Genomic DNA, 18,046 nt, shown 5'->3' with positions numbered 1-18,046 from the left:
ATTGACAATGAACGCCGTTCAGTTTTTTCAGAACTTGAAATTACCTGGCCCTGCCGTCGTCCGTGCGCAGCCACGCTGAACGGCCCGGGATATCCGCTCACCGGCGCCCCGGCGGGTGCCGCCACGCGGAAGGAATGTCTAACAGGCAGAGGACAGACAGGAGACCGCGCAGCCGCATTGGCGTTCCGCGAACTCTGTTAGAATCCGCGACCTTTGCTGCGCTTTCCGCTGGAGAAAGACTGGTGCCGGGAGTGGGACTCGAACCCACACACCTTGCGGCGGCGGATTTTGAATCCGCTGCGTCTACCGATTCCGCCATCCCGGCCCGGGAAGCGCCGCATTATCCACGAAAGCCCCTGCAAGCGGCAAGCGCATGTCCCTTACTCTCGACGATTTCGACTACCTGCTCCCCCCCGAACAGATCGCCCAGGCCCCGCTCGCCGAACGCTGTGCGAGCCGCCTGCTCGTCCTCGCCGGCGGCGAACTGGCCGACCGCGGCTTCTGCGACCTGCCCTCGCTCGTCGAACCCGGCGACCTGCTCGTATTCAACGACACCCGCGTGATCCACGCCCGCCTGTACGGAACCAAGGAAACCGGCGGGCAAGTCGAGGTGCTGATCGAACGTGCGATCGGCCCGCACGAGGCGCTTGCCCAGGTGCGCGCGAGCAAGTCGCCGCGCGCCGGGGCGCGCCTGCGCCTGGCCGACGCCTTCGACGTCACGGTGCTCGGCCGCGCCGGAGAGTTCTTCCACCTGCGCTTCCCCGAAGACGAAGATCTCCATGCGCTGCTGGAAAGGCACGGCAAGCTGCCCCTGCCCCCCTACATCGACCGCGCCGCGGACGACCACGACGAGTCGCGCTATCAGACCGTCTATGCACGCGAACCAGGCTCGGTCGCGGCACCGACCGCCGGCCTGCACTTCGATCAGCAGATGCTCGCCGACCTCGCCCGCCAGGGCGTGAACGGTGCATGGGTTACGCTGCACGTTGGCGCCGGCACCTTCCAGCCGGTGCGCGTCAACGACCTCGGGGAACACCACATGCACCGCGAGCGCTACGTGATCCCGCAGGAAACGGTCGACGCGATCGCGCGCACGAAGGCCGCCGGCAAGCGGGTCATCGCCGTCGGCACCACCAGCCTGCGCGCACTCGAAGGCGCCGCACAGGACGGCGAACTCGGGGCCGGCGTGGGTGAGACGGAACTCTTCATCCTCCCCGGCTACCGCTTCCGCGTCGCCGATGCCCTGATCACCAACTTCCACCTGCCGAAGTCGACCCTGCTGATGCTCGTGTCGGCCTTCGCCGGCATGGAACCCATCCGTCGCGCCTACGCCCACGCGGTGCGCGAAGGCTACCGATTCTTCAGTTACGGGGATGCCATGTTCATCACCCGCCGCAACGATGCAATTTGACCTGATCACCCAGGACGGCGCCGCCCGCCGCGGCCGTCTCACGCTCGCCCACGGCGTTGTCGAAACGCCGGTCTTCATGCCGGTCGGCACCTACGGAACGGTCAAGGCGATGACGCCCGCCGCGCTCGACGACATCGGCGCGCAGATCTGCCTCGGCAACACCTTCCACCTGTGGCTGCGTCCCGGCCTCGAGGTCGTGGCCGCGCATGGCGGCCTCCACGACTTCATGGGCTGGAACAAGCCCATCCTCACCGACTCCGGCGGCTTCCAGGTGTTCAGCCTCGGTGCATTGCGCAAGATCAGCGAGGAAGGCGTCAAGTTCGCCTCGCCGATCGACGGCGCGAAGCTGCTGCTCACGCCCGAGATCTCGATGCAGATCCAGCACACGCTGAACTCCGACATCGCGATGATCTTCGACGAATGCACGCCCTATCCGGCGACGCGCGACGAGGCGGCGAAGTCGATGCGTCTGTCGCAGCGCTGGGCAAAGCGTTCGCGCGACGAGTTCGACAAACTGGGCAACGCCAACGCGCTCTTCGGCATCGTCCAGGGCGGCATGTACGAGGACCTGCGCGACGAGTCGCTTGCTGCGCTCGAGGACATCGGCTTCCACGGCTACGCGATCGGCGGCCTGTCGGTCGGCGAGCCCAAGGACGACATGGAGCGCATCCTCGCCCATACCGCCCCGCGCCTGCCGCAGCACAAGCCGCGCTACCTGATGGGGGTCGGCACCCCCGAGGACATCGTCGCCGGCGTGACCGCCGGCATCGACATGTTCGACTGCGTGATGCCCACGCGCAACGCGCGCAACGGCTGGCTGTTCACCCGCTTCGGCGACATCAAGATCAAGAACGCCATCCACAAGCAGGACACCCGCCCGCTCGACCCCTCTTGCGACTGCTATACCTGCCGCAACTTCAGCCGCGCCTACCTGCACCACCTGCACCGCGCGGGCGAGATCCTCGGCAGCATGCTCAACACGATCCACAACCTGCGCTACTACCAGGTCCTCACGGCGGAACTGCGCACGGCGATTGACGCGGGCGCGTTCAACGCCTACCTCGGGCGCTTCCGCGGCGAGCGCAGCACGGGCACGCAGTGACCGGCCGCGCCCGAATGCCCGCGGACGGCAAGTAGTACACAGGCCCGCCGCTTCCGGTTGCGACAGGCGCGCCAAGGCCTGCTGCTATAATCGGCCGCTTTAAGCAACCACCCGGAGTCACCCGTGTTCATTTCCAACGCATACGCCCAGGCCGCAGCCGGCGGCGACCCCACCGGCGGCCTGATGGGCATGCTGCCGCTGATCCTGATGTTCATCGTCCTGTGGTTCCTGATGATCCGTCCCCAGATGAAGCGTGCGAAGGAACACAAGGCGATGGTCTCGGCGCTCGCGAAGGGCGACGAGGTCGTCACCCAGGGCGGCATCGCCGGTCGCGTGACCCAGGTCGGCGACAACTTCCTGCGCATCGAAATCGCGGACAACGTCAATATCCTCGTGCAGAGCCAGGCCGTCGCCACCGTGCTGCCGAAGGGCACGCTGAAGACCCTGTAAGGTCGCGCGTCATGCGCCGGCCACGCCGGCGCTGCGCAACCGCGACGCTCCGTCGCCTCCTCTTTCCAGCCCCTCCAAGTCATGAACCGCTATCCGCTCTGGAAGAACATTCTCATCGGTCTGGTCCTGTTCCTCGGCCTGATCTACACCCTTCCCAATTTCTACGGTGAAGTACCCGCGGTCCAGGTCTCCAGCGGAAAAGCCACGCTCAAGCTCGATGCCTCCCTCAACGGCACGATCGAGCAGGCGCTCAAGGATGCCCGGATCGAGCACACCGGGCTGTTCATCGACGCCAACAGCATCCGCGTGCGCGTCGCCAGCACCGACATACAGCTGCGCGCGAAGGACGCCATCGAAAAGCGCCTGAACCCGGATCCGCGCGACCCGTCCTACGTCGTCGCACTGAACCTGCTTTCCGCCTCGCCGAGCTGGCTGACCGCGATCAACGCGCTGCCGATGTACCTCGGCCTCGATCTGCGCGGCGGCGTGCACTTCCTGCTCCAGGTCGACATGCCCGGCGCGATCACCAAGCGCCTCGACGCAACTGCCGCGGACCTGCGCACGCTGATGCGGGACAAGAACGTGCGCCACGCCGGCATCACGCGCGAAGGCAACAACGTGCTGCTGCGCTTCCGTGACGCCGAACAGCGCGAAGCGGCGCGCAAGGCGATTTCCGCCGGCACCGCGGACCTGCAGCTCGCCGACCGCGACGACGCAGCCGACGACCTGAAGCTCGTCGCGACCTTGAGCCAGAACGCCCAGAAAACCATCCGCGACTTCGCGATCAAGCAGAACATCACCACGCTGCACAACCGCATCAACGAACTGGGCGTCGCCGAACCGGTGATCCAGCAGCAGGGCGCCGACCGCATCGTCGTGCAGCTGCCTGGCGTGCAGGACGTCGCCAAGGCCAAGGACATCCTCGGCCGCACCGCAACGCTCGAGGTCCGCCTCGTCGACGAAACGCCGGGCGCGCTCGAAGGCGCCCTTGCGGGCAGCGTGCCGCTGGGCACCGAGCTCTACAACGAACGCGGCGGCTCGCCCATCCTGGTGCGCAACCAGGTCGTGCTCACCGGCGACCGTCTCACCGACGCACAGCCGGGTTTCGACGGCCAGACCAACGAACCCGCGGTGCATCTGACGCTGGACGCCGCCGGCAGCCGCATCTTCCGCGACGTCACGCGCGAGAACGTCGGCAAGCGCATGGCCATCCTGCTGATCGAGAAGGGCAAGGGCGAGGTCGTGACCGCACCGGTGATCCGCACCGAGATCGGCGGCGGCCGCGTGCAGATCTCCGGTCGCATGACGACCCAGGAAGCGAGCGACGTCGCGCTGCTGCTGCGCGCCGGCAGCCTCGCCGCGCCGATGGAGATCATCGAGGAGCGCACCGTCGGCCCGAGCCTCGGCGCCGAGAACATCGCCAAGGGCTTCCACTCGACGCTGTGGGGCTTCGTCGCGATCGCGATCTTCATGAGCGCCTACTACATGCTGTTCGGCCTCGTGTCGGTGATCGCGCTCGCAGCCAACCTGCTCCTGCTCGTCGCCCTGCTGTCGCTGCTGCAGGCGACACTGACGCTGCCCGGCATCGCGGCGATGGCGCTGACCCTGGGCATGGCGATCGACGCGAACGTGCTGATCAACGAGCGCATCCGCGAGGAGCTGCGCAACGGCGTCTCGCCGCAGGCGGCCATCCATGCGGGCTACGAACGCGCCTTCGACACGATTCTCGACTCCAACATCACGACGCTGATCGCCGGCATCGCGCTGCTCGTCTTCGGCTCCGGGCCGGTGCGCGGCTTCGCGGTCGTGCATTGCCTCGGCATCCTGACCTCGATGTTCAGCGCCATCCTGATCTCGCGCATGCTCGTGAACATCATCTACGGTCGCCGCCGCAAGCTCGAATCGCTGTCGATCGGGCAGATCTGGAAGCCGGGCAACTGAACGCCGCGCACGCACAAGGCTGAATACAGGGCTGAATCATGGAATTCTTCCGTATCAAGAAAGACCTCCCGTTCATGCGCCATGCGCTGACGTTCAACATCATCTCGTTGATCACGTTCGTGCTGGCGGTGTTCTTCCTCGCGACGCGCGGCCTGCACCTGTCGGTGGAGTTCACCGGCGGCACGCTGGTCGAGGTGACCTACGCGGAGGCGCCGCAACTGGAGCCGATCCGCAGCGCGCTCGCCACCAGCGGCTACCCGGACGCGCAGGTGCAGAACTTCGGCAGCGCGCGCGACGTGCTGATCCGCTTGCCGAACCGCGACGATCTCGACACCACCAAGGTGTCCGAGCGCACGATGGCGACACTGCACGCGGTGGGCGGCGCACCGGAACTGCGGCGCGTCGAGTTCGTCGGCCCGCAGGTCGGCAAGGAACTCGCCTCGGACGGCGCGATGGCGCTGCTGCTGGTGATCTTCGGCATCGTCGTGTACCTGGCGATGCGCTTCGAGTGGCGCTTCGCGGTGTCCGCGATCATCGCCAACCTGCATGACGTCGTGATCATCCTGGGCTTCTTCGCATTCTTCCAGTGGGAATTCTCGCTGCCAGTGCTGGCTGCGGTGCTCGCGGTGCTGGGCTACTCGGTCAACGAGTCGGTGGTCGTCTTCGACCGCGTGCGCGAGACCTTCAAGAAGAAGCGCGGCCTGACGACGCCGGCAGTGCTCGACCACGCGATCACCTCGACGATCTCGCGTACCGTCATCACCCACGGCAGCACGCAGATGATGGTGCTGGCGATGCTGCTGTTCGGCGGCGAGACCCTGCACTACTTCGCGATGGCGCTGACGATCGGCATCCTCTTCGGCATCTACTCCTCGGTGCTGGTGGCGAGCCCGCTGGTGATGTGGCTGGGCGTCTCGCGCGAACAGTTCATGAAGCCGAAGAAGGAAAAGGAAGAGGCGGTCGTCTGACCCCGGTTCCAACGCGGCGATGAACGAGTTCCTGCAGGCCTTCGTCAGCCTCCTGGCGATCACGAACCCGATCATCGCCGCGCCGATCTTCCTCGGCATCGTCGCCGGCATGCCCGTCGCGGCGCGCCGCCGCTCCGCCGGCCAGGCCGCGATGGCCGTGCTGGCGATCCTCGCTGGCGCCGCGATCGGCGGCCGCTACATCCTCGAGCTCTTCGGCATCTCGCTCGACGCCTTCCGCACCGCCGGCGGGCTGGTCATCATCCTCGTCGGCCTCGACATGCTGCGCGGCAGCCCCAGCGGCATCCAGCAGGACCACGCCTCGCCCGAGGACGCCCAGGACCGCATCGTCGTACCCTTCGCGATGCCGCTGGTCGCAGGCCCGGGCGCGATCACGACCGCGATCACGCTGTCGGTCGCCTACCCGTCCCGCCTCTACCTGCCGGTCATCGCACTGTTTGCGTCGGTCGCGACCGCGGCCGTGCTGTGGGCGACGCTGCGTCTCGCGCTCGTACGCCAGCGGCTGGCCACGCCGCGCGTCGAGCGCATCTTCACCCGCTTCATGGGCCTGATCCTGGTCGCCATCGGCTTCCAGATCGGCATGCTGGGCATACGCGACTTCTTCGGCCTGGGCGGAGCCTGAAGCACGCGGGGACGCCGCGATGCCCCCGCCACGCTCCTCTCAGACCGCGAAAACCTGCTTCACGCGCAGCACGTCGCCGCGCTCGACGATCCCGATCAGCCGGTCGATGTTCGGATGCTTGCCCGGATTCGCGCGCGCGTCCTCCGTATGCTCCGCATAAAGTTCCAGCCCCTTCTTCGCCGCCTCGGCGTTGATCGAACCGTAGAGCTGGGCGAGGTGGTTGTACACCGCCAGCGAGCCGGCCTGACCGGCTTTGTTCTCGGTGGTCGCGGCGACCGCACCTTCGCCGTCGAGGAGGTTCAGTGCCGCGAGGTGCGACACCTTGGGCAGCTGCTTGAGATTGTCGGCAAACGCCATTCGTGCTTCCCTTCCGTCGTCTTAAAGGAAACGCCACCCGCAGGTGGCGTTCGTCCTTGCGTACCGTGCCGGCGGCGGCCGGCCGGCGCGTTCAGATGCGCTTCGCGAGCTCCGCGGCCTTGCCCACGTAGCTCGCCGGCGTCATGTCGAGCAGGCGCCGGCAATCGGCTTCCGGAATCGCCAGCGTGCGGATGAATTCCTGCAGCGCCTCGCGCGTGATGCCCTTGCCGCGCGTCATCGCCTTCAGCTGCTCGTACGGATTTTCGATGCCGAAACGGCGCATCACCGTCTGCACCGGCTCCGCGAGCACTTCCCACGCACCATCAAGATCGGCGGCAAGACGCAGCGGATCGGCCTCGAGCTTGTTCAGGCCGCGCAGGCAGGAATCGAGCGCCAGCACCGTATGACCGAAGCCCACGCCCATGTTGCGCAGCACGGTCGAGTCGGTGAGATCGCGCTGCATGCGCGACACCGGCAGCTTTTCGGTGAAGTGGCGCAGCACGCCGTTGGCGATGCCGAAGTTGCCCTCGGCGTTCTCGAAGTCGATTGGATTGACCTTGTGTGGCATCGTGGACGAGCCCACCTCGCCCTCCTTCAGTTTCTGCTTGAAGTAACCGAAGGAGATGTACATCCAGATGTCGCGGCAGGCGTCGATGAGGATCGTGTTGGCGCGCGCGATCCCATCGAAGAGCTCCGCCATCGCGTCGTGCGGCTCGATCTGGATCGTGTACGGGTTGAATTCCAGCCCCAGCGATTCGATGAAGCGGCGGTTGAAGCCCTCCCAGTCGAATTCGGGCCAGGCCGACAGGTGCGCATTGTAGTTGCCGACCGCACCGTTGAACTTCGCCGTCAGCGACACCGCGGCGATCGCGGCGCGTGCGCGGAGCAGGCGTGCGGCGATGTTGGCCATCTCCTTGCCGAGCGTGGTCGGACTCGCGGGCTGACCATGCGTACGCGAGAGCATCGGCAGTTCGGCATGCAGGTGAGCGAGCTCGCGGAGGCGCGCGATCACCTTGTCGAGCGCGGGCAACAGCACCGCATCGCGGCCTTCGCGCAGCATCAGGGCGTGCGAGGTGTTGTTGATGTCTTCGGAGGTGCAGGCGAAATGGATGAATTCCGACACTTTTGTGACTTCGGCGTTGTGGCCCAGGCGCTCCTTGAGCCAGTACTCCATCGCCTTCACGTCATGGTTGGTGGTCGCCTCGATGGCCTTCACCGCGGCACTGTCTGCCGGGGAGAATTTCGCGACGACGCCGTCGAGCTCCGCTACCGTTGCCGCCGAGAACGGCGCGATCTCGGCGAGCCCCGGCTCGCCGGCCAGAGCCTTGAGCCATTCGATCTCGACGCGGACGCGATTACGGATCAGGCCGTGCTCGGAGAAATGTTCGCGCAGGCCCGCGACCTTTTCGTGGTAGCGGCCGTCGAGCGGTGAAAGAGCGGTCAAGGATGAAACGGACATGGCGGAATTTCCGGACAAAAGTGCTATTTTAACCTTCTGCGCCGCTGTCGAGTGCTCGATGACCGCGAGCACCTTGGACAACGGCATCCATTACAGAGGCTCCATCAATGAGCGAATCGGAAAAGTACCGCATCAAGGTTACCGCGGTGGCCGAATATGTACCCGGCCAGTCCGCGCCTGAAGAAGATCGCTACGTGTTTGCCTACCACATCACGATCAGCAACACCGGCACCATCGGCGCACAACTCCTCAGTCGTCACTGGGTCATCACGGATGGCGCGGGAAAGGTGCAGGAAGTGCGCGGCCAGGGAGTGATCGGGGAACAGCCCGCGCTCGCCCCGGGAGAACAGTTCAGCTATTCGAGCGGCTCGGTGCTCGAAACGCCGGTCGGCACGATGCAGGGCAGCTACCAGATGGTCGCGGCGGACGGACACCGCTTCGACGCCGAGATCCCGGCCTTCGTGCTGGCGATGCCGCGCGTACTGCACTGAGCGCCGGCACTAGGCGAGGCCGCCCTCCCGGAGCAGCCGCGCCGGCAGCATGACCTGCACGGCAGTGCCCTTGCCGGGCTCCGATTCGACGCGGACGTGGCCGTCATACAGGTGGGTCATCGTGTGCACGACAGCCAGCCCCATGCCGGTACCCTGCCCGACATCCTTGGTCGTGAAGAAGGGTTCGAACAGTTTCTCGCGGTGCTCGGGCGCGATCCCCACGCCTACGTCCGTCACCGTGATCGCCACGTAGTCACCCATGAACTCGTGACCACAGGAGTCGCAGCGCTGCATGCCGTCGAAGGATGCGCGGTGGGCCGTCAGGCGAATGGTGCCTATGCCGGCGATCGCATCGCGCGCATTGATCAGCAGGTTCATCATGATCTGATGGAGATGCGCCGGATCGACAGACAGTCGCGGCAGGCCGGGATCGATATCGGCAACCACCGCGAGCGTGTCGGGCAGGGTCGCGCGCAGCAGCCCTACCGCCTCGCGACCGATCTGGGCGAGCTCGGAGCTGCCCGGCTGCACGGCACCGCCGCGACGGAAACTCAGGAGCTGCTGGATCAGTTCCCGGGCACGCTGGCCGGCCGAGCGGATTTCCTCGACGTACTTCAGCACGCGCGCCTGCCCGCCGTCCTGTTTGAGCTGCGTGGCCGCGAGCTGCGAGTAACCGAGGATGGCAGCGAGGACGTTGTTGAAATCGTGCGCGATGCCTCCCGCCAGGGTGGCGACGAGTTCCATGCGCTCGAGCCGCGCAACGCGCTCGAACAGCTCGTGCCGTCTGCGCTCGTCATCGCGCAGCTGCGTGATGTCTTCCTTCAGCGCAACGAAATGCCGGACCTCGCCGCACTCGTCCCGCACCGGCGACACGGATACCGCCTCGCGGATCAGCCGGCCGTCGCGACTGCGATTCGACATCTCGCCGCGCCAGGTCTCCCCGGCGAGAATCGTCCGCCACAGGCTTGCGTACTCCTCCTGCGTCGTTTCGCCGGACTTGAAGATGCTCGGCCGCGCCCCGATGAGCTCTTCCTCGGTATAGCCATATGCCTTGCAGCACGCGGGATTCACGTATTCGATCCGCCCGTCGCCATCCGTGATGATGACCGCACAGCCGGACTGTGCGATCGCCTCGGCAAGCGTCCGACTGCGCGCCTCACTCGCTCGCAGGGCATCTTCCGCACGCTTGATCGGCGTGATGTCGGCAAAACTGGTGATCACCGACGTGATCCGGCCCGTAGCGTCCGCGATCGGCTGGCTATTGACCTGGATCCACACCGGATCCTGCCCGGGATGAGCGATTCCCATCACCACGCCGCGCTGAGGCAGGCCGGTGCGCAGCGTGACCATCGCCGGGTGCAGGTCCGGCGGACAGGAAGATCCGTCCTCGTGGAGGAAGCCGACCGGCAGGCTCTCGGCGGTATGGCCTTCGAGTTCGGCAGCGGAAAGGCCGTAGATCTGCTGTGCGGTGCGATTGCACGCCGTGATGCGGCCTGCGCCGTCGCGCACGACCACGCCTTCGAGCATGATGTCGAACAGGGGCGAGAGGTCGTCGTGACCCCGCGATTCGCGCATTGACTGCTGCTGGTCTGCCATCTTGATCCGGGTCGATCTGCTTCCCGGATTATACTTACAGCATAGCAATGCAGCCAGTGCGCGATTTGCGCCGGAACATCAGCTGCGGTAGTCGGCGTTGATCTTCACGTAATCGTACGAGAAATCACAGGTCCACACGGTGGCGCGCTCGAGACCGCGGCCGAGATCGACACGCACGGTGATCTCGGATTCCTTCATCACGCGCGCACCGGCGTCCTCGCGATACGTTGCCGCACGGCCACCGTTCTCGGCGACCAGCACCTCCTCGCTTGCGCTGCCAAGCCACACGCGCAGCCCGCTCACGTCGAGATCGTCGATGCCCGCGTAGCCGATCGCGGCGAGGATGCGCCCGAGGTTGGGGTCGGAGGCGAAGAAGGCGGTCTTGACCAAGGGCGACTGGCCGATCGCATAGGCCACCTTGCGGCACTCCGCGCGGTCCTTGCCGCCCTCGACGGCAATCGTCATGAACTTGGTGGCACCTTCGCCGTCGCGCACGATCGCCTGGGCGAGCCGGATCGAAACGTCGATGATCGCATCGCGCAGCGCGCGGAAGTCCTCGCCCAGCGGATCGTTGATCTCGGAGTTGCCGGCCTTGCCGGTCGCGATGATGATGAAGGAGTCGTTGGTCGAGGTGTCGCCGTCGACGGTGATGCTGTTGAACGACAGGTCGGCCGCCTCGAGGGCGAGCGCGTCCAGCAGGGACTGCGAGATTGCCGCATCGCAGGCGAGGAAGCCGAGCATCGTTGCCATGTTGGGCTTGATCATCCCCGCGCCCTTGCTGATGCCGGTAAGCGTCACCGTGCGCCCCGCGATCGTCACCTGGCGCGACACGGCCTTGGCCACGGTATCGGTCGTCATGATCGCGTGCGCCGCATCGAACCAGCCGTCGGCACGCAGATCGGCCTGCGCGGCAGGGAGTCCGGCCACCAGGCGGTCGACGGGCAGCGGCTCGAGAATCACGCCGGTGGAAAACGGCAGAACCTGCTCGGGGGCAATGCCCATCAGCCCGCCCACGGCCGCACAGGTGGCGTTGGCGTTCGCCAGCCCTTCCTCGCCCGTCCCCGCGTTGGCGACGCCGGTATTGATCACGAGCGCGCGGACGTTGCCGCCGGGAAGGTGATCCTTGCACACCTGGACCGGCGCGGCGCAGAACCGGTTGAGCGTAAACACGCCCGCCACACGGCTGCCGGCCGCAACTTCGATGAGGGTCAGATCGCGACGGTTCAGCTTCCGGATCGCGGCTTCGGCAACCCCGAGGCGAACGCCTGCAACCGGATGCAGCTCCGAGGCAACCGGGGTCGAGAGGTTAACGGGCATGACGGGTCTCCATCGGACAAAGGGCGGCACGCGCCGCCGCGGTTTCATTGGATGCCGGCAACGGCATCACTGCAGGGCCTCGCATCAGCCGTTCTGGCGCGACGACGAGGCTGCCGTGACGGCAAGCGAGACTTGCTGGGCAAACAGCTGGAAGGCTTCGAAACGTTCGTCATCGATACCCTCCGCGGAATGGGAGCGGTCGGCGTAAAAAAGACCGATCGGGCGCCCCTGCGCGAGGATGGGAGCAATGCAGGCGCAGGCGGCATCGGTCACCTGCAGCAGACGGTCGAGCCGGATTCCCGGCGGCGTCTGACCGGGACCGAAACGCATCGCCCGCGGGTTGCGGAAGAATTCGTTGAACAGATCCCCGGGCGTGCCATCGAGGGAAAAGATGAAAGCCTGGCGCAACGCCTCGGCGCCGCCACCAAGCGAGGTCTTCCCGACCAGTTGCAGCCGGTTCTGCGACATCAGCGCGAACAGCACGCGGTCAAAACCGACGCCGCGATAGATGCCTTCGAGCACGAGTTGCAGGATCTCGTTGAGGTTCGCTCCAGCCGCGATGCGGCCCGAAATCTCGCGCAGGATCCTGAGCTGGAGATGCGGATCGGGCTCCATCGCGAAAGCTTCTTCCACCTCGATCACGCCGGTCTCGGAGGCTCCTGCGGCGGGAGTCGGCCGCGGGATCAGCGCTCCTGCCTCGGCCGCGCCGAAATATCCGGCAATGCGAGCGGCCTCGACACTGTTGGCGGCGAGCTCCTCGCGCATCGCCTCGGACGAAACTCCGGCAAAGGTCGCCAGACCGCGAACGAGCTTGTCCAGACCCGGGCTGTCCCACCCGCCCTCGACCTCGACGGCGAACCGGTGGCCGAAGTGGATCGCCTGCTCCGCCACGCCCGCACGATTGCTGCCGTCGAGCACGGACTGGAGCAGCGCACCGAGCTTCCACTCGCGCGCGAGCCCCTGCGAAAGCTGGCGCAGGCGAAAGCCGAGCACGGTCATCTGCGCCTCATCGTCGGCCTGGCCCGCGGCGAGCGCTTCATCCAGCCGTTGCGCGAGCTTGCCGCCGAAACACCAGAAGGCCATCTCGCCGACCCGCGACAGCAAGGCGGCGATGAAGACCTCTTCACTGCGCCCGTCGCGTCGCAGCGCGGCCAGCGCGCGCGCCTGCACCGCCGCATGGAACACCCGCGCCATCTCGTTCACGACGCGCTGCCGGACGCCGCCGGCCAGCAGGGCATCGATCACGCGAATCGCGATCGCAATCTCGGCGACGGCATTGAAGCCGAGCACGACAATGGCGCGGCTGATGGTGCTCACGCCATGGCGTGCGGGGTTGTACAGGACGCTATTGGCGAGCTTGAGCACCTTCGCCGTCATGGCCGCGTCCTGCAGGATGGCCTGGGCGAGCTTTCCGGTCGGGGATTTTTCGTCCTCGGTGACGGAATGGATCAGGGCCACCGTCGCGCCGAGCGCAGGCATCTCCTGGTCGCGAATGAAGGTGACCCACTCACCGAGGCCGCGCGGCTCGCGCGTGCCCTGCTCGGAGGCATCCGCCGGAACGCCGAGCTGCAGTTCCGGAAACAGTGCGGGCTCGGCGGAACGCCGGCCCTTGGGATCAGCCGGCCCGGTCACGTCCGGGAACGCTCCGCGTGAAGCCAAGAACGGCCCGCAAAGGGCCGTTCAAGGACGTGGCGGGGACGCGTCGTGCCACCCATCGCGCCTCAGCTCAGCTTGCCGTGGCAGTGCTTGTACTTCTTCCCCGAGCCGCAAGGACAGGGGTCGTTGCGCCCGACCTTCGGGGCCTGCGCAACGGCAACGCCACCTTCCTGCTCCTGCGACGTGGCGCCGAGCGCCTCATCGTAGTCGGCATGGTGGTACTGCACGTTGTCCAGCTCGGGCTGACGTTCGGCCTCCTCCAGCTGAGACTCGGCGCGGACCTGCACGGTCATCAGCAGCTTGGAGACTTCGGCGCGAACGGTCTCGAGCAGGCCCTCGAAAAGCTCGAAGGCCTCGCGCTTGTACTCCTGCTTCGGGTTCTTCTGGGCGTAGCCGCGCAGATGGATGCCCTGCCGCAGATGGTCCAGCGCGGCCAGGTGCTCACGCCAGTGCGTGTCGAGGCTCTGCAGCATCACGTCGCGCTCGAACTTGTGCCACGCCCCCGTGTCGACTTGCGCGATCTTCGCTGCATAGCCCTCGTCGGCAGCGGCAAGGATGCGCTTGAGAATGGTCTCGTCGTCCAGATTCGGCTCGGCCTTCAGCCACTCGCCCACCGGGAGGCGGAGCAGGAATTCCGCCGCGAGGGCCTGCTCCAGCGCCGGGATGTCCCACTGCTCCTCGACGCTGTCGACCGGCACGTAGATGCGGAAGGCGTCGTGCAGCACGCCCTGGCGCATCGCATGAATCGTGTCGGAGATGTCCTCGCTCTCGAGCAGCTCGTTGCGCTGCTGGTAGATCACCTTGCGCTGGTCGTTGGCGACATCGTCGTATTCGAGCAGTTGCTTGCGGATGTCGAAGTTGCGCTGCTCGACCTTGCGCTGGGCCGACTCGAGCGAGCGCGTGACCATCGCATGCTCGATCGCCTCGCCCTCGGGCATCTTCAGGCGCACCATGATCGCGTTGAGGCGCTCGCCGGCGAAGATCTTCATCAGAGGATCTTCGAGCGAGAGATAGAAACGCGAGCTGCCCGGGTCGCCCTGGCGACCGGCACGGCCGCGCAGCTGATTGTCGATGCGGCGCGACTCGTGTCGTTCGGTGCCGACGATGTGCAGGCCGCCGGCTGCGAGCACCTGCTCGTGCACTTTCTGCCATTCCTCGCGCATCCCGGCGATGCGCGCGTCCTTCTGCTCGTGGGTCAGCGTTTCGTCATCGCGGATTGCCCCGATCTGGCGCTCGATACTGCCACCGAGCACGATGTCGGTACCGCGACCGGCCATGTTCGTCGCGATCGTGATGACCCCCGGACGACCCGCCTGCGCGACGATTTCGGCTTCGTGTTCGTGCTGCTTCGCGTTGAGCAACTGGTGGGGCAGCTTTTCGCGCTGCAGCAGGCCCGAGAGGAATTCGTTGATCTCGATCGAAGTCGTGCCGACCAGCACCGGCTGGCCGCGGCCGACGCATTCGCGGATGTCGGCGATCACCGCGTCCCACTTTTCCTTCGCGGTGCGGTACACCTTGTCGTTGTCGTCGCGGCGCTGCATCGGCCGGTTGGTCGGGACCACGACCGTTTCCAGGCCGTAGATCTGGTGGAACTCGTAGGCCTCGGTGTCGGCGGTGCCGGTCATGCCGGCGAGCTTGCCGTACATGCGGAAGAAGTTCTGGAAGGTGATCGACGCGAGCGTCTGGTTCTCTGCCTGGATGCGCACGCCTTCCTTGGCCTCGACCGCCTGATGCAGGCCCTCGGACCAGCGACGGCCGGCCATCAGGCGGCCGGTAAATTCATCGACGATCACCACCTCGTTGTTCTGCACGACGTAGTGCTGGTCCTTGAAGTACAGCGCGTGCGCACGCAGTGCGGCGTAGAGATGGTGCACGAGGAGGATGTTGCCCGGGTCGTACAGGCTCGTTCCCTCGGCCAGCAGGCCCATGCGCGTGAGGATCTGCTCGGCGTTCTCGTGCCCCTGCTCGGTGAGGAGCACCTGGCGCGCCTTGAGGTCCAGCGTATAGTCGCCGGGCTTGGTGACCTTCTCGCCCTCGCCGTCGCCCTCGCCCTCCTGCTGCGTGAGCACCGGGGCGACCTGGTTGAGCTTGAGATACAGCTCGGTGTGATCCTCGGCCTGGCCCGAGATGATCAGCGGGGTGCGCGCCTCGTCGATCAGGATGGAATCGACCTCGTCGACGATCGCGAAGTTGAGGCTGCGCTGCACGCGTTCGCTGGTGGTGTACACCATGTTGTCGCGCAGGTAGTCGAAGCCGAATTCGTTGTTCGTACCGTAGGTGATATCCGAGGCGTAGGCAGCCTGCTTTTCCTCGTGCGACATGCGCGACAGGTTGCACCCGGTCGTCAGCCCGAGAAAACCGTAGATACGCCCCATCCAGTCGGCGTCGCGGCTCGCCAGGTAGTCGTTGACGGTCACGACGTGCACGCCCTTGCCCGCCAGCGCGTTGAGGTAGGCCGGCAGCGTCGCGACGAGCGTCTTGCCCTCACCGGTGCGCATTTCGGAGATCTTGCCGTTGTGCAGCACCATGCCGCCGATGAGCTGCACGTCGAAGTGGCGCATGCCGTGGACGCGCTTCGCCGCTTCGCGCACGACCGCGAAGGCTTCCGGCAGCAGGCTGTCGAGACTTTCGCCATTGGCGACGCGCTGCCTGAATTCGTCCGTCTTGGCCCGCAGGGCCTCGTCCGTCAGGACCGAAATCGTCGGCTCCAGGGCATTGATGGTGCGTACCGTCTGGGAATACTGGCGGATGAGGCGGTCGTTGCGACTACCGAAAATTTTCTTGAGCAGGCCGGAAATCATGTGGGTATCTGATGGGACCGATTCGGCAAAGCGGGAAGTTTAGCATGCCGGCCGCAAGCCCCTGCAGAGGATGCGGCGACGGCACGCGAGCGCAGCGGGAAGGCCGGCCCTTGCGGCCCGGGACTGCACGACCTACCATCTGGGCGCACTCCGACTTCGGCACCGCAATGACCCAGCTCATCCAGCGCTTCCTGGGCACCGGCGACGCTCTCGCTCGCCTGAAGGACCATGCGGCGCGCCTGATGCGCCTGCAGACCCTGCTCCAGCAACACCTCCCGCCCGCGCTCGCATCGGCCTGTTCGGTCGCCAACCTGAAGGGCGACATCCTGGTGCTGCTTGCCAACGGCGGCGCTGCGGCCGCGCGCCTGAAACAGATCGCGCCGTCGCTGGTCCAGCAGTTTGCGGCGGCCGGGCTGCAGATCAAGACCGTGCAGGTGAAGGTCAAAGTGCTGGAGACGCGCGAGGAGCGACGCCCTCCGCCGCAACGCACGATCTCGGAAGACGGCAGCCGCAGCATCGAGGATTTCTCGGCCACACTGCCCGCGGATTCGCCACTGCGCGAATCGCTCGAGCGCCTGGTGCGGCGCAGCCGTCGCGACTGACTATCAACCGGGCGATCAATCGCCCTCTTGCCGCGGCGCGGCGAAGGCTACGCGAACGGGACGAACACGCGCTCGAGCGCGAACAGCGCAAGGAACACGAACAGCACGACGATCCCGGCGCGGAAGCAGTTCCACGCCCACAGGCGGTACTTGGGATTGCCGGTGAGCATCCATGCGGCGAGCGATCCGCCGATGCCGATCACTGCGAGGATGGCGAACAGGCGGATCACCAGCATCGCCGGACGCTCAGGCGAGCGAGAGTTCGAACTGGTGGCTGACCGCCGCCGGGGTCGCGGCGTCCTGCTCGAACGTCACGATTTCCCACGCGCTGCTGTCTTCCAGCAGCACGCGCAGCACCTGGTTGTTCAGCGCGTGGCCGGCCTTGTGCGCGGAATACCGGGCGAGAAGCGGATGACCGCACAGGTAGAGGTCGCCGATTGCATCCAGCACCTTGTGCTTGACGAACTCGTCGACGTAGCGCAGGCCTTCGGCGTTGAGCACGCGGTATTCGTCCATCACGATCGCGTTGTCCAGACTGCCACCCAGCGCCAGGCCGTTGGCGCGCATGAACTCGACGTCCTGCATGAAGCCGAAGGTGCGTGCACGGGCGACGTCGCGAACATAGGAGTGTTCGGCGAAATCGATACTCACCTGCGTCGAGGTCTTGTCGATCGCAGGGTGGTTGAACACGATGGAGAAATCCAGCCTGAAGCCGTCGTACGGTTCGAGGCGCACCCACTTGTCGTCCTCGCGGTACTCGACGGCCTTCTTTACGCGCAGGAAGCGCTTCGGTGCCTGCTGTTCCTCGATCCCCGCCGACTGCAACAGGAACACGAAAGGACCCGCGCTGCCATCGAGAATGGGAATCTCGGGCGCGTCGACGTCCACGTGCAGATTGTCGATACCGAGACCGGCAAGGGCCGACATCAGGTGCTCGACGGTGCCGACCTTGGCGCCGTCGCGCTCGAGCCCCGAGCACATGCGCGTGTCGCACACCGAATACGGGTCGGCCGGGAAGTCCACGACCGGATCGAGATCGACGCGATGGAAGACGATGCCCGTATCGGGCGCAGCCGGACGCAGCACCAGCTGGACCTTGCGTCCGCCGTGCAGACCGACGCCGGTGGCCTTGATGAGCGATTTGAGGGTGCGCTGCCTGATCATTGTTAAATTCCCGTTACACGACAGCAGTTTAGCATGCACACACGGGATCACGCGGCAAGTTTGGTTGCAACGCAACATGCAACACAGCGTT

At 66.0% G+C, this 18,046-nt stretch carries 16 protein-coding genes and 1 tRNA gene; 8 read left to right on the top strand and 9 right to left on the bottom strand.

The genetic code is table 11. From position 1 onward, the window contains the following. Positions 1 to 240: 240 nt before the first annotated feature. Positions 241 to 325 (bottom strand) — tRNA-Leu (locus BW991_RS10760). A 48-nt stretch (positions 326 to 373) separates the two neighbouring features. Here BW991_RS10760 and queA point away from each other — a divergent pair. From queA to BW991_RS10730, 6 genes are all read left to right on the top strand, one after another. After that, the gene (gene queA, locus BW991_RS10755; RefSeq protein ID WP_076602114.1) at positions 374 to 1,411 is read left to right on the top strand and encodes a tRNA preQ1(34) S-adenosylmethionine ribosyltransferase-isomerase QueA; all 1,038 of its coding nucleotides are present in this window, start codon (positions 374 to 376) and stop codon (positions 1,409 to 1,411) included. Next, positions 1,401 to 2,513: a tRNA guanosine(34) transglycosylase Tgt gene (tgt, locus tag BW991_RS10750; RefSeq protein ID WP_076602113.1), complete on the top strand. Its 1,113-nt coding sequence runs from the start codon at positions 1,401 to 1,403 to the stop codon at positions 2,511 to 2,513. Before queA ends, tgt begins: the two co-directional genes overlap by 11 nt. Before the next feature lie 123 nt (positions 2,514 to 2,636). Next, positions 2,637 to 2,963, top strand: a complete 327-nt coding sequence (gene yajC, locus BW991_RS10745) for a preprotein translocase subunit YajC (RefSeq protein WP_076602112.1) — start codon at positions 2,637 to 2,639, stop codon at positions 2,961 to 2,963. Between the two features lie 81 nt (positions 2,964 to 3,044). Further along, complete coding sequence (secD, locus tag BW991_RS10740; protein WP_076602111.1) at positions 3,045 to 4,904, top strand: protein translocase subunit SecD; 1,860 nt, start codon at positions 3,045 to 3,047, stop codon at positions 4,902 to 4,904. 38 nt (positions 4,905 to 4,942) lie between these two features. Continuing rightward, entirely contained in the window at positions 4,943 to 5,872 is a 930-nt protein-coding gene (gene secF, locus BW991_RS10735; RefSeq protein ID WP_076602110.1) for a protein translocase subunit SecF, read from the top strand. A gap of 19 nt (positions 5,873 to 5,891) precedes the next feature. After that, positions 5,892 to 6,512 (top strand): MarC family protein, encoded by a 621-nt coding sequence (locus BW991_RS10730; protein WP_076602109.1) that lies wholly within the window; start codon positions 5,892 to 5,894, stop codon positions 6,510 to 6,512. Positions 6,513 to 6,551: 39 nt separating this feature from the next. Here BW991_RS10730 and BW991_RS10725 read toward each other — a convergent pair whose 3' ends face one another. Both BW991_RS10725 and purB read right to left on the bottom strand, forming a co-directional pair. Then, a complete protein-coding gene (locus BW991_RS10725) occupies positions 6,552 to 6,869 on the bottom strand; it encodes a DUF2322 family protein (protein WP_076602108.1) in 318 nt (105 codons plus the stop codon). Positions 6,870 to 6,960: 91 nt separating this feature from the next. Continuing rightward, positions 6,961 to 8,328 (bottom strand): adenylosuccinate lyase, encoded by a 1,368-nt coding sequence (gene purB / locus BW991_RS10720; RefSeq protein WP_076602107.1) that lies wholly within the window; start codon positions 8,326 to 8,328, stop codon positions 6,961 to 6,963. Positions 8,329 to 8,435: 107 nt separating this feature from the next. On the opposite strand from purB, the gene apaG reads away from it, so the two are divergent. Then, a complete protein-coding gene (gene apaG, locus BW991_RS10715) occupies positions 8,436 to 8,819 on the top strand; it encodes a Co2+/Mg2+ efflux protein ApaG (RefSeq protein WP_076602106.1) in 384 nt (127 codons plus the stop codon). A gap of 9 nt (positions 8,820 to 8,828) precedes the next feature. On the opposite strand, the gene BW991_RS10710 is transcribed toward apaG, so the two are convergent. The 4 genes from BW991_RS10710 to secA form a co-directional block, all read right to left on the bottom strand. Next, positions 8,829 to 10,394: a PAS domain S-box protein gene (locus BW991_RS10710; protein WP_244551666.1), complete on the bottom strand. Its 1,566-nt coding sequence runs from the start codon at positions 10,392 to 10,394 to the stop codon at positions 8,829 to 8,831. Positions 10,395 to 10,493: 99 nt separating this feature from the next. Further along, entirely contained in the window at positions 10,494 to 11,732 is a 1,239-nt protein-coding gene (gene argJ, locus BW991_RS10705) for a bifunctional glutamate N-acetyltransferase/amino-acid acetyltransferase ArgJ (RefSeq protein ID WP_076602104.1), read from the bottom strand. 84 nt (positions 11,733 to 11,816) lie between these two features. Continuing rightward, positions 11,817 to 13,364 carry an HDOD domain-containing protein gene (locus tag BW991_RS10700; protein WP_076602103.1) on the bottom strand — a complete coding sequence of 516 codons (1,548 nt, stop codon included), beginning with the start codon at positions 13,362 to 13,364 and terminating at the stop codon, positions 11,817 to 11,819. Between the two features lie 89 nt (positions 13,365 to 13,453). Continuing rightward, entirely contained in the window at positions 13,454 to 16,189 is a 2,736-nt protein-coding gene (secA, locus tag BW991_RS10695) for a preprotein translocase subunit SecA (RefSeq protein WP_076602102.1), read from the bottom strand. A 167-nt stretch (positions 16,190 to 16,356) separates the two neighbouring features. On the opposite strand from secA, the gene BW991_RS10690 reads away from it, so the two are divergent. Next, positions 16,357 to 16,791 (top strand): DciA family protein, encoded by a 435-nt coding sequence (locus BW991_RS10690; protein WP_076602101.1) that lies wholly within the window; start codon positions 16,357 to 16,359, stop codon positions 16,789 to 16,791. A 47-nt stretch (positions 16,792 to 16,838) separates the two neighbouring features. Here BW991_RS10690 and BW991_RS10685 read toward each other — a convergent pair whose 3' ends face one another. Beyond that, the gene (locus BW991_RS10685) at positions 16,839 to 17,027 is read right to left on the bottom strand and encodes a hypothetical protein (RefSeq protein ID WP_076602100.1); all 189 of its coding nucleotides are present in this window, start codon (positions 17,025 to 17,027) and stop codon (positions 16,839 to 16,841) included. A gap of 10 nt (positions 17,028 to 17,037) precedes the next feature. Further along, a complete protein-coding gene (gene lpxC / locus BW991_RS10680) occupies positions 17,038 to 17,955 on the bottom strand; it encodes a UDP-3-O-acyl-N-acetylglucosamine deacetylase (RefSeq protein WP_076602099.1) in 918 nt (305 codons plus the stop codon). Between the last annotated feature and the right edge of the window lie 91 nt (positions 17,956 to 18,046).

This window comes from Aromatoleum tolulyticum (assembly GCF_900156155.1).
GTDB classification, from domain to species: Bacteria; Pseudomonadota; Gammaproteobacteria; order Burkholderiales; family Rhodocyclaceae; genus Aromatoleum; species Aromatoleum tolulyticum.
The sequence above is the reverse complement of the archived record's forward strand: the minus strand, read 5'-3'. Positions and strand labels throughout refer to the sequence as shown.